Here is a 15,983-nt window from a genome sequence, read left to right as displayed (position 1 = left end):
GATGGAACAACAGATGAATGAATGGTCACGCGTCTTGCACGCACGCAGATGGATGAAACAAACCGAATCGTTCCTGCCGCTCTGGCACGGATATATCGGCTATAAATATGGGTTGTTCGATGCGCTCCAAGGCGGGGCGAGCTTTGCGGAGATGACGCTTCGCTTGAAGCAACCGTTGACGAAACTCGCGCTCGAGCGTTGGCTCGACGTCGGGGTCGCCGTGCGCCATTTGAAGAAGAAAGGTTGGCGCTATTTCCCGACCCGTAGTTTGAAATATCAGTTGTCGCACGAAGATGAGCGCAGCATCGGCTTTATGCTCCAAGAGATGATGGAACTTCATATTCCGGCACTCATCGCATATCCTGACTTTTTAGAGTCGGGCAAACAGAAAACGTTCGATGGGGCGACACATGGCCAGGTCGTCGCACAGACGTCGACGCTCGTCGAGACGGTCGCGTTCCCGGTCGTGCAGCAGCTGTTGCGGCAAGCCGACGTCAAGACGATGCTCGATATCGGGTGCGGCCACGGGGGTTACTTACGCAAACTGCACGGACTCGAACCCGATTGGCAGTTGACCGGCATCGATCTCGAGGAAGACGTGATCGCAGAGGCGCGGGAACAAGATGAGTCCGGTGAGATTCGCTATGAAGTAGCCGATTTTATGGAGTGGGATCACGACGAACGATTTGATGCCGTCATGATGAATAATATGTTGTATTATTTCTCTCCGGAACAACGAATCGAACTGCTCGGACGGATGCTCGAAAACTTAGACGAAGCTGGTGTCGCGGTACTCGTCACTCCGCTCGCCGAGACGCCGCTCGGTGCTCGATTTGCCTCAGCGTTCAATGCGTTCATGACGTTGCATGATAACCTCTATCCGCTCCCAACGATTCGTGAGTTACGTCGTCAAATGCACAAGGTCGGCTTTGACAACGTCCGTTTCATCCCGTTCATCCCAGAAGGGTCATGGTACATTGTCATCGCGAAACGCGACAATTGACACATCGCGGACACACGACGAGCCGATTCAGATTTGAACTTTTCTCCAGTCATTTCTATAATGGGATAGAAGCATAAGAGACTTTTCACATAGGGAGTTGTTCAACGTGTCGGAAAAAAGAGTCGCCGTAATCGGTGCCGGACCGGGAGGACTTGCGGCCGCCATGCTGCTCGCAAGCCGTGGTGTGAAAGTAACAGTGTTTGAGAAGCAGGCGTTCGTCGGTGGACGGACGTCGCGTCTGCAAGTCGGAGAATTCGCGTTCGATCGTGGCCCGACTTTTTTAAATATGCCATACATTTTAGAAGAGATTTTCGAAGAGACAGGTCGAGATTTACATGACTATGTCGAGATGAAACGACTCGAGCCGATGTATGATCTTTATTTTGATAAAGGAAATCGGATCCTATCGATGACGACCGATCGCGATCAAATGCATCAGGCGATTGAAGAGCAGTTCCCAGGCAACGGGGAAGGGTACGAACGCTTCATGGCCGAACAAGCCATCAAGCTGTCGAAACTGATGCCGGTGCTCCAGACGGCACATGACAAATTGACCGATTATGTGGCGACACGCGTCTTGAAGGCGCTCCCGTTCTTATCGATCGGCAAGTCGTTATACGACGTCTTGTCGGAGTATTTCACGAGCGAAGAGCTGAAGTACGCGTTCACGTTCCAAGCGAAATACCTCGGCATGTCGGCGTGGGATTGTCCGGGTGGCTTCTCAATCTTGTCGTATATGGAACATGCTTACGGCGTCCATCACCCGATTGGCGGCGTGAATCAACTCTGCACAGCGATGGCCCGTGTCATCGAAGAAGAGGGTGGGGAGATTCGTCTCGAGGAAGGCGTCGACCGGCTCTTGCTCGACGGGAAACGCGTCAACGGACTCGTAGCGAACAATGTCCACTATGCCTTTGACGAAGTGATTGTCGGTGCCGACTTCGCACATGCGATGACGACACTCGTCCCAAGCGACGCACTCACACGTTGGAGTCCAAAACAGCTGAAGAAGAAACGCTACTCGTGTTCGACGTTCATGCTTTATCTTGGACTCGACCGTGTCTATGATGATGTCGCGCACCATTCGATCCATTTCGCCGACGACTACGAGCGTAATGTGAAAGAGATGACGCAAGACCTGAAGCTGAGCGAAGACTTCTCGTTCTATGTCCAAAATGCTTCACGGATTGATCCAACACTCGCACCGTCAGGGAAATCCTCGCTTTATGTGCTCGTCCCGGTGCCGAACAACCTGTCGAATTTACCGTGGGAGACGCTCGAGACGACGATGACCGAGCGCGTCCTCGATGCACTTGAGACTCGTTCGCCGTATCGTGAGATCCGGAACCATATCGAGGTGATGCAGCCGCTCACGCCAAACGATTGGGAAGCGTTCGGTGTCTATGAAGGGGCGACGTTCAACTTAGGACATAACTTGTCACAGATGATGTATTTCCGTCCTCATAACCAGTTCGAGGAGCTCGACCACGTCTGGCTCGTCGGCGGTGGGACACATCCAGGCAGCGGACTGCCAACGATTTTTGAATCGGCGCGCATCACCGCCAACCTGTTGCGTGACCGGGCAGGTGTCGGCCAATGAACATCAGTTTCGTCGGTGCCGGCATTGGGTCGCTTTACGCGGCCTTGCTCCTGACCCACAAATATCCGTCGCTGGACGTGACCATCTATGAAAAAGAAGCTCGTGTCGGCGGCCGGCTCAATTATGTCGAGTTCAAGAACGGCGCCCGCGTCGATGAAGGGCCGACCATCGTCTTATTGCCCGGAAAATTGAAAAGTCAGCTCCTCGAGGCCGGTTTTCCGGAGCGAGAGCTCGAGTTGATCGAGGTCGACCCGCTTTATCGCCTCCGTTACGAGGATGGCACGACGTTCTACAAATACCGTGACATCGAACGTCAGGCGGCCGAAATCGACCGTCTGTTCAACGAGGGCGACGGCTTTAGAAAGTATATGACTCAAAAACGAGAAGAGTATCGCCTCGGGTTCGATGTATTCTTAGACCGGGGCTATAAAGGCAAGACCGATTTGTTCGAACCGAAACTATTGATGCTCCTCATGCGCTTGAAGGCGTATGAGACGGCCCACGAGAACATGAAACGCTTCTTCAAAGACGAGCGTCTGCGCGTCGCCTACAGCCTCCAAACGCTCTATATTGGTGGGAACCCATATGATACCCCATCCCTCTATGGTTTGATCCCGTACCGCGAACAAGAAGAAGGAATCTGGTACGTCAAGGGAGGATATTTCTCACTTGCGACGAAAGTAGAACAAGAGTTGAGACGACGCGGCGTCAAGTTCGAGTTGAACGCGAACGTCGAACGGGTGCAGGTGGAACAAAGCCGGGCGAACGCGGTCATCGTGGATGGTGTCGTTCATCCGTATGATGTGGTCGTCGTCAACGGTGATTTTCCCCTCATGGAACGGTTGATTGATGGCGTTAAGCCGAAATCATACGAACCGTCGAGCGGGACGCTCTTGCTTTACTTCACCGTGACCGGGGACATCGATTTACCGATCCACCAATTCGACTTGCCGAATGATTTTGCCGGGTCGATGCGGACCATCTTCGAAGATGGTAAACTAAGCAAGTATCCGGCGATGTATACGTTCAATCCGTCTTTGATGGACGACACGCTGGCACCGGACGGGACGAGCGTTCTCTATGTCCTCGTGCCGGTCCCACGTAAATTGGAGCGTGAGGACTTTGAAACGAGCGGTGCGATCGAGCATTTGATTGGTCGGATCGAACAGATAGTCCCCGACTTCAGGGATCGTGTCATTGAGATGAAAGTTCGGACGCCGATGGATGCGGAACGATTTGGGTTATTTGAAGGCGGGAGCTTCGGCATCGCCCCGAAATTGGCCCAATCGGCCGCGTTCAAACCACAGGCTCGCCCGTACGCGCACATCGACCGACTTTACGCCGTCGGAGCATCGGTGCATCCGTGCGGAGGCGTCCCGATCGTCATGATCGGCTCGCAGCTGTTAGTGAAGAGAATGGAAGAAGAAATGGGGGCATTGTACCATGACGACACAAGAAGCGTATCGTCACTGTGAAGACGTAATGAAAAAAGGCTCGCTCACGTTTTATCGGGCCTTTTCTTTGCTCTCCAAACCAGACCGTCAGGCCGTGGCCGCGGTCTATGCGTTTTGTCGGACGCTCGATGACGCGGTCGATGAATCCGACCGTCCTGAAGAGAGCTTGACGGACTTTTTGACCGAGTTCGATCGCTTCTTGGCCGGTGAACATCTGACCGATGCGCTCTGGGTGGCGTTGCGTGACGTTTGGGGACGGTACGACATGGACGTCGAACCGTTCTTTGAATTGGCTGAAGGCATGAAGTGGGACTTACATAAAACGCGCTACGCGACGCTCGAGGAGACGGAGCAATATAGTTACTATGCGGCCAGCACCGTCGGTTTGATGCTGTTGCCGATCCTCGCTCCGGACGTGGATGCGACGGGACGGCACCAGTTGAAACAAGGTGCGATCGACTTAGGCATCGCGATGCAGTTGACGAATATTTTGCGTGACGTCGGGGAAGACCTCGATCGAGATCGGATTTATGTCCCACAATCGTTGCTCGCCGAGTTCGGTGTCGCGGAAGCCGATTTGTTCGCGCGGCAAGTGACCCCGGCGTTCATCGACGTCTGGGAGACGATGGCGCGCCGGGCCGAACACCTATACGCTCGGGCCCGGGAGACCCATCACTTATATCCTGCGACGAGCCGGAAGCCGGTCAGTGCGGCGGGATTGCTCTATGAAGGCATCTTGGACGCGGCCCGGCAGAATGGGCACGACGTCTTCACGAAGCGGGCGTTTGTCTCGACGATTCAAAAAGGGAAACTGTTGGCCAAGTTATAAAATCAGGCAGCCGTCGCAAAACGGCTGCCTTTTTTGTGCACGATGAATTATAAAATTAAGTGCAACACCTGAACGTGAACGCAAAAAAGCCCATAGCGACGGCCTCGTGTAGAATGAAGTTACCACACAAACATTCAGACGGAGGAATCGCTATGAGCTACACCCATCTTACCACAGCCGAACGCGTGAAAATAGAGACCTATCTGGAGCTCGGGATGTCCGTACGGTCCATCGCGAGACGGCTCGGGCGACAGCCCTCGACCGTCTCGCGGGAGATCAGACGGAACCCCGGGTACAAGTCGGACCGTGCACAGGAACGCTACGTGAGGGCGAAAGCGAACTGCGGCGCCAAGACGAAGCTCGACGACATGATGCGTCTGACGATCATCGAGAAACTGCGGGCGACCTGGTCCCCGGAACAGATCGTGGGGCGGCTCTTCAGCGGCAGGATCGCCTTCTCGACCATCTATCGATGGATCTATGTGGGTTTGATCGACGTGCCGACGACCGTGCTCCGTCAGAAGGGCAAGCGCCGGAAACCGGTGGAGACACGCGGGCGATTCAATGTCGGGCTGTCCATCTCGAAACGGCCTTCGGAGGTCAGGGGGCGCCAAACGTTCGGGCACTGGGAGCTCGACACCGTCGTCTCCGGGCGCGGGAAATCGAAGGCCTGCGTCGCCACGTTCGTCGAGCGCAAGAGCCGGTTCTACCTCGCGCTGCCGATCACGGACCGTAGCGCGGCCTCGATGGAGGAAGCGATCCACACGGTCCACGCCGCCTTCCCGGCGGGCACGTTCAGGACGGCGACGACGGACCGGGGCAAGGAGTTCAGCTGTCACGAGCGCGTCCGGGCATCGCTCGGCGTGCCGATGTACTTCGCCGACCCGTACTCGTCCTGGCAGCGCGGCAGCAACGAGAACGCCAACGGCCTCCTGCGCGAGTTCTTCCCGAAAGGATCGGACTTCGCGACGGTCGGCCAGGGAGAGATCGTGGACGCGCTCGCCAAGATCAACGGGCGGCCGAGGAAATGTCTCGGCTGGAAGACCGCACACGAGGCCTTCGCGGAGGAAGTGTTGCGCTTAATTTGACAAACCGTCTGCACAAAAAAACCACTTTTGGCGGGGGACCAAAAGTGGTGTAAGCGTTGTGTGATTCGTTCATCGGGGAAACGAACGAATCGGACGTGATGAACCCTAAAGATGTGCCTCGTTTCATAGGGAATGAAACGATGGGGCATCTTCGCTGAAGCAGGATGCTTGATGGACTAAGGGGGAACATCAGATGCATGCTGTTCCAGCTGCGAGATACGAGTGGGGAAACTCGCTCATCACTTTTTTCTCGGGTGTGACAAGTTCAAAACGCGATAGGCTCGGGGAAGCCATTCGATCGCTACAGGTGTAACAAACGTTACAAAACTGCTTGAACTCGAATATGATATTATCACGTCTGTCCCGTGTCGACAAGTGTCGAATCTTCTGTTCACAAAATGTTCAAATTGTCAGAGGTATGTCCTCTAACATCGACCGGGCCGCAAATTGTCCTGAAAGCGTCACCATCGGGCTACCGCCGCCAGGGTGGGTCGAGCCTCCGGCGAACCAAATGTTGGACACATCTTCCGAACGAGCGGAAGGTCGGAAGAACGCTCCTTTTTTCGAGTTGGCCGATGTCCCATAGAGTGCCCCGTAATATGCGTAAAAATCACGCGTCAAGTCGAGCGGGGTGACACGGCGATGGAAGACGACATCGCGATCTTCCCATTCAACGCCGAATTTCCGGAGGCGTCGGCGAATCAAATGTTCATACGTCTCGGCATCGATGTCGGTCATATGGGCCGGCGCATTGACGAGGATGAACAAGTTGTCGCCAGCTTCTCCCATCGAAGGGTCGGTATGGGCCGAGTTCGAGATGTAAATCGTCGGCTCATCGGCATACCGTTCCTCGTCGAACAGCGCCCGGAATTCCGCTTCGTAGTCGTCTGAGAAGTAGACGTTATGATGCGCCAAGTTCAACCGCTTGTTCAAGCCGACCATGATGACGAAAGCGGACACCGATGGTTCAATCGTGTCACGCGTCGGTACCGGGAACGACGGACGGTCAGAAGCATCGACGAGTCGCGGATACTGCGTGAGCAGTTCTCCGTTCAATAAGACGGCGTCACAAGACATGACTTCTTCATGGTCGATGACGACCGCATGCGCTTTTCCGTTCGTCACTTCGATTTTTGTGACTTCATGACCGAGCCGGAACTCGACGCCAAGCTCGCTCGCCCGTTTGGCGAAGCCTTTCGCGATCGTCCAGTTCCCACCTTTGGCGAAATAGACGCCATCATTCAGCTCCAGGTGCGAGATGAGCGCGAACGTGCCGGGTGTGACGTACGGACTGCTGCCGATATATGTCGCATAGCGGTCGAGCGCCTGGATGATGCGTGGGTCTTTAAAATACTTCTTATGGAGCGCATGAAGGCTCTTGAGCGGATGCACTTTCATCATGTCAGCCCAAAGGCCGGTATCGATTTTTGAATCCATCCGTGTGAAGAACCGGTTATTGGCGATTTCAAACAACTTCTCCGCCTCGTCTAAGTAGTCGGTCAATTGATTCTTGTCGGCCTTATCGCCGGTCAGACGGCGTACCTCGGCTTCCATTTTCTCGCGGTCTGAATGAAACGTGAACGTCGAACCGTCAGAGAAATGATTGACCGTGTGCGACTCAAGTTTGACGAGCTCAAAATAGTCATCCGGGTTGGCCCCGCTGTTGCGAATGACGGAGCGGAACACGTCCGGCATCGTAATCGTATTCGGCCCGAAGTCGAACCGGTGTCCATCGGTGATGATCGGCATGAGCTTTCCGCCGACGTGTTCATTCTTTTCAATGACGGTCACGTCGTAACCGCGGGCGGCAAGGGTGACGGCGGCGCTCAAGCCGCCGAGCCCGGCCCCGATAATAGCGATATGTTTCATGTTGTGCCTCCTAGCGAGATTATTGATACGTCCGGCCTTTCCATGAAATCGGCTTTCGTCGCCATTTGCGCACGACCGCGCTCGCGAGGAGCAACAAGTAGGCGATGAGGCTGAACGGATGGAGCCAAAAGTGGCGTCCTCCCGATTTGACGTCGATCGCCAGTCGAGCGAGCAAGACGAACACGCACGCCAAGAACGAGATCCAGTCCATGCGGACGAGGAGTGCGATGAAAGCAGACAGCTGGGTGCCGTAGTATAAGAAGAAATAAAGGGCGATGCCCACTGCTTCATTCATTCCCTTGAATACGTTTTTTGAAAACCCGTTCCACACTTCTTCATTCGTCGCATACATGTCACATGTGATGTAAGGCGAGACGTTGACGAGCGACGTGACTTTTTTGCGTCGCTTGAACTCACGGCACAGATCGATATCATCGATCAATGAATTGTGGATCGAGGCGTGTCCACCGACGTCGTCATAACTTTTCCGTTCCACGAGCACGTTCATTCCGTTGGCGGCGGCGAAGGCGGGATGACGCACCTTTCGCCAAAACAACGGCAAATGTTGGGCGATCAAGACGTGTTGCATCGGAATCAACAGTTTCCCGAGCCACGTTGGTGTCGGGAAACGAGGAAAACCTGACAAGAAGACCGCCCCTTCACGGGCGAGTGTGCCGTGCAGTCGCCCGATGAACGTCGGGTCGATCGTCACGTCGGCATCGAGGAACAACACGTACGGTTCGGTCGTCCGGGTCGCCAGCTGGTGACACGCGTGGACTTTGCCGGCCCAACCTTCCGGGAGCGGCACACCACGGAAAATGGTGAAGCGGGCATCGTCCGCGATTTCCCGGACGAGTGCCTCGTATGTAGCATCCTCGGACCGGTCCTCGTATAAATAGACGTGGCTTTCATCCGTCAAGGCGGCCTTCAAACTCGTGATGAGTTTTGGCACGTTCCGTTCCTCGTTCCGCAGTGGGATGCACACCGCGGTCGGAGGAGCTGGGATGGGTGCGGTGAGCGGACGGAGGAATAGCAAGTTGACCAACGTGAACAGCAGCATCAAAAATGTAAGCGACAAAATCACCATCAGCGGCCTCTTCCGATTTGGAGCAAGTGCTCCGTCCAATCTGCCAAACTGCGCTTCGGTGGGAACAAGGCGATATAGCGGTCGGACTGCTTGATTACATCATCGCGCGTATCGTCATAAAGGCGTTCGAGTGCTTCGGCGAGCTCTTGTTTTTGAAGCCGCCGCGTCTCGGAGACGACCGTATGGTTGCGGAAGCGCACGTAGACGAGCGGAGCGGCGTGCGACGCGAACGTATAATAGATGGCGCATAGCCGGACTTCCGGCTGGTGGAGCAGCATCGTCACACCTGAGCCAATCTCGAGCGGACGATGCTCTTGTGGATACTCGCGTCCTTGTGGGAACACCCAGACGGACTTGCCTGCAAGTAAGAGCCGATTGGCGTAGTCGAGCGAGGCGCGCACATCCGACAGTTTGCCTTTTTTGATGGAGAACGCGCCCAAGTGACGGAAGAACGGGAAGCGGCGCAACCCATCCTCATCCATCAAGACGTGAACGTCATGACGCAAATAGTATTCATTCAACATGAGCAAAATCATCCCGTCCCACCACGAGCTATGTGTGCTCAAAAACAATCCTGGTGTCGGCACGTCATCGGCCCGGACGTGGATCGTATGGAAAAACGGACGGATTTGACGTTCTTTGACGAACGTCGAGAACAAATTATTGAACCATTTCTTTTTGCTCGCTTCGATCATGTCGGCTCCTCCGTTCTATCAAGATGAGGCCTGCGGCTGTGACAACGCTGAGTACGCCGATGCCGTAAAGACCGGCGTTGACGGCCGTGACACCGAACAGGGCGTGCAGCATGACGAACAAATAACGTCCGTGTCCGAGTAACATCGGCTCGGCTTCGACTTCAAACCGGTCGAGCAACCAAGAGAAAATGAGCGACAGTCCGAACCAACCGACGAAATTCTGCGTCGGGATATCATAATACAGACCGTCATTGGCCCATTCCCAGTAGCCTTTCACGTTTGCTGCGACCGGGTCAATCGCCATATCGAGCCAAACGGCGAGGAACGGGACGAGCCAGAGCGTCCGGTTCTTGAACGAGAACAAGCGGGCGACGGCAAAACTCGAGCCGATGACGGCGAGCCAAGCTGCCCCGATCGTGACCGGTACACCGAACACGGTCGGACCGAACGCCTCCGCGTAGATGTACTCACTGAACGGGAACCCGGTTTTGACACCGAGCGTCTCGACAGCGATTGAACCGAAGAAGATGAACGGGACGATCAGGCGGGCGTGGCGGACGCCGTCCGCAATCACCCAACCGCCGATGAGACCGGCGAGCCATAAGAAGACCGGGTTTGCCCATTCGAGCCAACTCGGCAACAAATCAAAGCCGACGAGGACGACCCCGACGACATACCAAACCAAAAACCATTTCCAAATCCATGGATACACTTTCATTTCATCACCTCTATTCTCATTCTAGAGAGGTTTGCGGCTTGCGTCTAATAAATGCATGCAAAAAAAAGAGTCCCTCGAGAGGGACCCGTCAATTCGCCATCCGTTTTCGTTTTTTGACGAACGAGAAAGCGATGAATAAGACATAGAACGTGACGGCGATGAACCAGAACGATGGCCATTCTTTCCACCGGGCAAAAATCATGTACGTCAAGTAGATGAGGCTGACCGTGATGATGAACGAGTGGCGCGGGAGCGGCACGTCTTTAAAGCTCGGGATGCGGACACGGCTGACCATGAGCAGAGCGAGACCCGTGAAGAAGATCGGGGTGAGCAACTCGTTGATCTGGTCCCCGACCGTCGTCACGACGGCGAGCAAGCCACCGGCCGCGGTGATCGGGACACCCGAGAAGTAACTGGCCGTGACGTTCGTCGCCGACAAGTTGAAGCGGGCCAAGCGGTAAGCACCGAACAACGGGAACAAGGCGGCGAAGAAGAGACCGTAGTTGCCGTAATCGATGAAAAACGTATAGTAGGCGAGAAGCGCCGGGGCGACCCCGAACGTGACGACATCGGCGAGCGAGTCGAGTTCTTTTCCAAAATCACCGGCCACGCCGAGCATACGGGCCAGCCGTCCATCCAAACTGTCGAGCATCATGGCGATGATGATGAGTAGCGTCGCGTTCGAGAAGTCACCGCGCGCCGCATAAACGATCGCCAAGACGCCGCAGAACAAGTTGCCGAACGTAAACGAGTTAGGAATCCATGAGCGGATTCGTTCTTTCCACATAGATATTGCCTCCATCTTTCTTTGTCATTGAGTGAACCAGTGACCGTCCGTGAACCGGAGCAAATCGGTCGGTGTGAGTTCGAGTTGGTAGCCGCGCTTGCCGGCCGAGATGATGATCGTATCTTTTTGTCTGGCACTATCATGCAAGAAGACAGGAAACCGTTTTTTCGCCCCGATTGGCGAGACACCGCCGCGGATGTAGCCGGTCAGCGTTTCGAGCTCCTTCATCGGGACAGGGGAGGCTTTTTTGGCGCCCCAGGCTTTCGCGGCCGCTTTCAAATCGATATCTAAATCTCCTGAGATGAGGAAGAAGGCGTAGCGCCGTTGCTCATTCTCGAGACAAATTGTTTTATAGAGCTGGTCGAGCGGTTTACCGAGTGACGCGGCGACATGTTTGGCGGAGACGTCGGACGCGTCCACTTCGTAGGAGTGGTACGTGAACGGGATGTTCCGTTGTTTCAATTGTCTTGCGGCATTCGTCAGTTGCATCAGCCCCACCCTTTCGTTGAACGACTCTTTTAAGAATAGCAAATAGTGGTAGCGTCGGGCAATCGAACTCGGAAAGTTTCTATGACAAGAAGGAAACAGAATGAACGATATAGAAATGAATAGTGATTCATTTTAGTAAAGGGGGAAATGGGATGGAAACGATTCAACTGGAACAGCGGAACGGGGTCGGCTGGCTGAAATGGGACCGGCCGGAAAAATTGAACGCATTAAATGAGACGTTGCTTCGTGAGGCGAGGGAAGCGATGGAGCAGCTTGTGGCGGATGAGGCCGTCCACGTCATCGTGCTCGTCGGGCAAGGGCGTGCCTTCTCATCGGGACAGGACTTGACGATTGAGAGTGACGCCGACTATGGGGTGTATTTGGAAGAGGTGTACCATCCGCTCGTGCGGGCGCTTGCCGACTGTCCGAAACCAATCATCGCCGGCATTCACGGGGTCGTGGCGGGGGCGGGACTCAGTCTGGCGCTCGCGGCGGACGTCCGTCTCGTCGCCCGGTCGACGAAGTTCAGTTCCGCCTTCATCAAGATCGGCCTTGTCGCCGATGCCGGGGGTCCGTATCACTTACGGCGCTTGATGCGGCCCGATCTCGCGCTCGCTTGGATGTGGAGCGGCAGCACGATTGACGCCGAACAGGCCGAAACGTTCGGTCTCGTCACCGAGCTCGTCGAGGATGAGGCGTACTTGGAGCGGTTGACGGCCTATGCCGAGACGCTCGCAGCCAAGTCACCGACGGCGGTGCAAGGCATGAAGGCGTTATTCCGGGCCGACTCGTTCGAGGACGGTCTCGAGCAAGAGATCATCTGGCAACGAAAATGTGGTCAGACGGACGTTCATCGGCAGGCGATGCAGGCGTTTCTAAATCGATGAAAAAAGAAGCGGTCACAGCGACCGCTTCTTTTTGGTTGATTATGAAGTTGGCTTCGGTTCGAACTGGAAGCCTTTTTGTTGCCACGTGCCGTATTTCCAACGACGGAAGGCGAAGAAACCGCGGAACCACTCGTCGAGCGAGAAGGCGAGCCAAATGCCGAGGACGCCGAGTCCCATTTGGAGTCCGAACAAATAACTGAAGACGACGGCAACGCCCCACATCGAGGCGATCCCGATCATGACCGGGAAGCGAACGTCGCCGACCGACTTGAGCGATCCCATCAACACGATGTTCATGGCGCGACCTGGCTCAAGGATGAGCGTCGCCCATAAAATCGGCACCCCGACGGCGATGATATCCGGGTTCGATGTGAACAAGCCGAGCAGCGACTTGCCGAAGACGGCGAGTCCGAGCGACGCCACGAGTGAAGCGAACATGGCAATCTTCAATGTCTTAACGGCGCGGGTATACGCTTCTTTAAATCGTTTCCCGCCGATGTCACGGGCAATCAGTAATTGCGTCCCTTGCGCGACGGCGACCGTGAACAAGAAGGCGAGCATCGACAAGTTCATGACGTATACCCGCGCGGCGAGGGAAGCCTCGCCCATCGTGGCGATGAAACCGGTGATGATGATTTGCGAGAACTGATATGACAAGTTCTCTCCGGCTGATGGTACGCCGATTTGGAGCAAGGCGCGAATGTCGTCACGTTTCGGACGAATCAATTCCTTGAGCGGGAAGCGGAGCATGAGCCGCTTCTTGACGATCCAGAACAATAGCACCATGGCTGAGAAGCGGGCGATGACGATGGCCCATGCGACGCCGGCGACACCCGTGACCGGGAGACCGAACCAGCCCATGACGGCGAGCATCGCCCCGGCAGCTGTGATGATATCGATGAGAAGTGTCGCGAGCATCGCGTGCTTCGTCATCCCGTGGCTCCGGAGGACGGAACTGAGCGCCATGATGAGCGCTTCGGTGAACAGCGACAACCCGACAATCTGCAAAAATAACAGGCCATGGTCGAACAGCTCATCCGATAAGCCGAACAAACGGAGGAACGTCTCACCGAACAAGAAGACGACCGCGACCATGAGCACGCCGAGCCACATGTTCAAGCTGACGGCGGAACGGGCGAAGTCACGGCTCTTCTTCATCCGATTGGCGCCGATCGCTTGACCGATCAAGATGGTCGCACCGACCGAGGTCACGCTGAAGACGATTAAGAAGACGTTCAAGATTTGGTTGGCGACGCCGACCGCGGAAGCGGCAGCATCGGAGTAATGGGCGAGCATGAGCGTGGCGATGATCCCGGTCCCCATATGAAGTGCGAGTTCGATGAAAATCGGCCACGAGATTTTAAATAAACTGAGCTGTTCGGTGTCTTTTGTCGGCATGTTGTATTCTCCCTTGTTTCTACAATTCTCTATATGAAATATTTACGTTGTCAAAATCACAAGGGTCATGTTACTCCTTTTGAAATGAAAAAGAAAGGGATTTGGCAAATTATTTTCAACAAAAAAAACACCCGCCGAAACGGGTGCAAAACGGAATTTATTTCATTTTTAAAATCGTGGCGCTGTACGGTGCGAGCTCGACTTCGAGCGAGTCTACATCCCGGTCGCGCAGCAAGTCGTAAGCGCTTCCGGTATGGCCGAGCGGGTTAAGTTTCGATACGGAATCAGAGTTATTGAAGTATATCAAATACGTCTCATCTTTCGTACAACGCTCGATGATGAGGGCGTTATCCTCATCGTCGACGAGATTGAAACGATACGAGCCGCCGTTCGCGAGCACCGGATGCTCTTTGCGGAGTCGAATCAATTTCTGCACATAGCGGAACAATTCGCGGTCTTCTTCGGCTTCGTCCCACGGCATACAACGGCGGCAACCCGGATCTTGTTCACCTTCGAGGCCGATCTCGTCCCCGTAATAGATGCATGGGCTTCCTGTGTACGTGAGCATCGACGTCATGAGCAACTTGAACTTCCCTTTATGTCCTTTTGCCCGAGTGAGGGCGCGCGGGGTGTCGTGCGAGTCGATCAAGTTGAACGTCACTTCGTTCACGTTCGTCGTGTTCATCATCTCGACGCGTGTCAACTCATTGCGAAACTCGGAAGCGGACGTCCGGTCGAGCGCGAAATAGTTGAGGCTCGCGTTCGTAAACGGATAGTTCATGACCGCATCGAACTGGTCACCTTTGAGCCATGGCTGGGCATCGTGCCAAATCTCACCGAGGATGTACGCATCCGGATTCGCTTGTTTGACCGTTTTACGGAAATCGCGCCAGAACGCGTGATCAACCTCGTTGGCCACGTCTAACCGCCACCCGTCGATGCCGAATTCTTCGACCCAGTACCGGGCCACTTCTAATAGATAAGCTTTCAACGCCGGGTGCTCCGTATTGATCTTCGGCATGTTCTTCTCGAACGCGAACGTGTCGTAGTTCGGCTTCGGCGTCGTCTCGATCGGGAAGTCACGAAGATAGAACCAGTCACGGTACTCTGACTGTGGTCCTTTTTCGACGACGTCTAAGAACCAAGGGTGGTTGTAGCCGACATGGTTGAAGACGGCGTCGAGCATGACTTTGATACCGTTCTCGTGGAGAAGATCGACGAGTTGTTTGAACTGCTCTTTCGTTCCGAACTGCGGATCGATTTCCATATAATCGAGCGTGTCGTATTTATGGTTCGTCGTCGCTTTGAAGATCGGGCAGAAGTAAATCCCGGTGATCCCTAGATCGACGATATGGTCAATATGGTCGATGATCCCTTGGAAGTCGCCGCCGAAGAAGTTCGTGATCGTCGGTTCGGTACTATTCCATGGGAGCGTGCCTTCGGGATCGTTAGAAGGGTCACCGTTCGCGAACCGGTCCGGGAAGATTTGATACCAGACTGTGTCCTTCACCCACGATGGGGCGTGGAAGATGTCGACCGGGTTGATGAACGGGATGCAGAAATAGTAGCCCGTGTCGTCGAGCGGTTTATCTTCGAACCAACCTTTTTCCGTATAGACGGCCGTCTCATTGCCGTCATGGAGCCGGAAGCCGTAACGGAGGCGGCGGAATGGCGGTTTGATGGCGATGAACCAATAGTCGTATTGATCATCATGGCCGATTTTTTCCATCGGTGTCTCGAACGTGCGCCAAAAGCTCGGCTTGTCCGGGTCGAAATTCCACATGGCCGGGTCTTCCGAGTGCCAGTCGTATGGGTCGTTCCAAATTAAGTCAACAGATTGGATATCATTTCTTTTCGTATGGAAGCGAATATGTATCGTTTCTCGGTCATACTTGTACACGAAAGGGGACATGGCGCGGTGGTAGATGGCTTCTTTGATCATGGGTTTGAATTCCTTTCTCTATTAAGGGTTATAACCATTTTACACTGTCTGTTCAGAAAAGAAACAACAGTTGTGAAAACGTTTGCTCAAGCAAAGGGTAATAAAGCGTTTACATTTTGTCAATCGCCTGATTCGTC

Annotated in this window: 14 protein-coding genes; 6 read left to right on the top strand and 8 right to left on the bottom strand. The window is 54.6% G+C overall.

Annotated elements, in window-relative coordinates; all coding sequences use genetic code 11:
* Position 1 precedes the first annotated feature (1 nt).
* The 5 genes from FED52_RS10690 to FED52_RS10670 all read left to right on the top strand — a co-directional run bounded on the left by FED52_RS10690 (position 2) and on the right by FED52_RS10670 (position 5,974).
* Complete coding sequence (locus tag FED52_RS10690; RefSeq protein WP_034776575.1) at positions 2-1,003, top strand: class I SAM-dependent methyltransferase; 1,002 nt, start codon at positions 2-4, stop codon at positions 1,001-1,003.
* Between the two features lie 73 nt (positions 1,004-1,076).
* Complete coding sequence (locus FED52_RS10685; RefSeq protein WP_138859863.1) at positions 1,077-2,603, top strand: phytoene desaturase family protein; 1,527 nt, start codon at positions 1,077-1,079, stop codon at positions 2,601-2,603.
* The gene (locus FED52_RS10680; protein ID WP_138859862.1) at positions 2,600-4,078 is read left to right on the top strand and encodes a phytoene desaturase family protein; all 1,479 of its coding nucleotides are present in this window, start codon (positions 2,600-2,602) and stop codon (positions 4,076-4,078) included. The genes FED52_RS10685 and FED52_RS10680 overlap by 4 nt, the downstream gene beginning before the upstream one ends.
* A complete protein-coding gene (locus FED52_RS10675) occupies positions 4,047-4,886 on the top strand; it encodes a phytoene/squalene synthase family protein (RefSeq protein WP_138859861.1) in 840 nt (279 codons plus the stop codon). The genes FED52_RS10680 and FED52_RS10675 overlap by 32 nt, the downstream gene beginning before the upstream one ends.
* 152 nt (positions 4,887-5,038) lie before the next feature.
* The gene (locus FED52_RS10670; protein ID WP_138858923.1) at positions 5,039-5,974 is read left to right on the top strand and encodes an IS30 family transposase; all 936 of its coding nucleotides are present in this window, start codon (positions 5,039-5,041) and stop codon (positions 5,972-5,974) included.
* 402 nt (positions 5,975-6,376) lie between these two features.
* On the opposite strand, the gene FED52_RS10665 is transcribed toward FED52_RS10670, so the two are convergent.
* The 6 genes from FED52_RS10665 to ybaK form a co-directional block, all read right to left on the bottom strand.
* Complete coding sequence (locus FED52_RS10665; protein WP_034776586.1) at positions 6,377-7,843, bottom strand: phytoene desaturase family protein; 1,467 nt, start codon at positions 7,841-7,843, stop codon at positions 6,377-6,379.
* A gap of 19 nt (positions 7,844-7,862) precedes the next feature.
* The gene (locus FED52_RS10660) at positions 7,863-8,930 is read right to left on the bottom strand and encodes a glycosyltransferase family 2 protein (protein WP_138859860.1); all 1,068 of its coding nucleotides are present in this window, start codon (positions 8,928-8,930) and stop codon (positions 7,863-7,865) included.
* A complete protein-coding gene (locus FED52_RS10655; RefSeq protein ID WP_034776590.1) occupies positions 8,930-9,625 on the bottom strand; it encodes a lysophospholipid acyltransferase family protein in 696 nt (231 codons plus the stop codon). The genes FED52_RS10660 and FED52_RS10655 overlap by 1 nt, the downstream gene beginning before the upstream one ends.
* Positions 9,591-10,343, bottom strand: coding sequence for a carotenoid biosynthesis protein (locus FED52_RS10650; protein ID WP_034776593.1), 753 nt, complete (start codon positions 10,341-10,343; stop codon positions 9,591-9,593). Before FED52_RS10650 ends, FED52_RS10655 begins: the two co-directional genes overlap by 35 nt.
* An 88-nt stretch (positions 10,344-10,431) precedes the next feature.
* Entirely contained in the window at positions 10,432-11,130 is a 699-nt protein-coding gene (gene pssA / locus FED52_RS10645; RefSeq protein WP_138859859.1) for a CDP-diacylglycerol--serine O-phosphatidyltransferase, read from the bottom strand.
* Between the two features lie 24 nt (positions 11,131-11,154).
* A complete protein-coding gene (gene ybaK / locus FED52_RS10640; protein ID WP_034776595.1) occupies positions 11,155-11,619 on the bottom strand; it encodes a Cys-tRNA(Pro) deacylase in 465 nt (154 codons plus the stop codon).
* Positions 11,620-11,771: 152 nt separating this feature from the next.
* Here ybaK and FED52_RS10635 point away from each other — a divergent pair, with 152 nt between their 5' ends.
* Positions 11,772-12,506: an enoyl-CoA hydratase/isomerase family protein gene (locus FED52_RS10635; RefSeq protein WP_138859858.1), complete on the top strand. Its 735-nt coding sequence runs from the start codon at positions 11,772-11,774 to the stop codon at positions 12,504-12,506.
* Positions 12,507-12,545: 39 nt separating this feature from the next.
* Here FED52_RS10635 and FED52_RS10630 read toward each other — a convergent pair whose 3' ends face one another.
* The gene (locus FED52_RS10630) at positions 12,546-13,904 is read right to left on the bottom strand and encodes an MATE family efflux transporter (protein ID WP_034776600.1); all 1,359 of its coding nucleotides are present in this window, start codon (positions 13,902-13,904) and stop codon (positions 12,546-12,548) included.
* 157 nt (positions 13,905-14,061) lie between these two features.
* On the bottom strand, positions 14,062-15,846 hold the full coding sequence (locus FED52_RS10625) for a glycoside hydrolase family 13 protein (RefSeq protein ID WP_034776602.1): 1,785 nt from the start codon (positions 15,844-15,846) through the stop codon (positions 14,062-14,064).
* Positions 15,847-15,983 lie beyond the last annotated feature (137 nt).

The organism is Exiguobacterium mexicanum, assembly GCF_005960665.1.
GTDB classification, from domain to species: domain Bacteria; phylum Bacillota; class Bacilli; order Exiguobacteriales; family Exiguobacteriaceae; genus Exiguobacterium; species Exiguobacterium mexicanum_A.
This window is presented reverse-complemented; position numbering and strand designations above follow the sequence as displayed.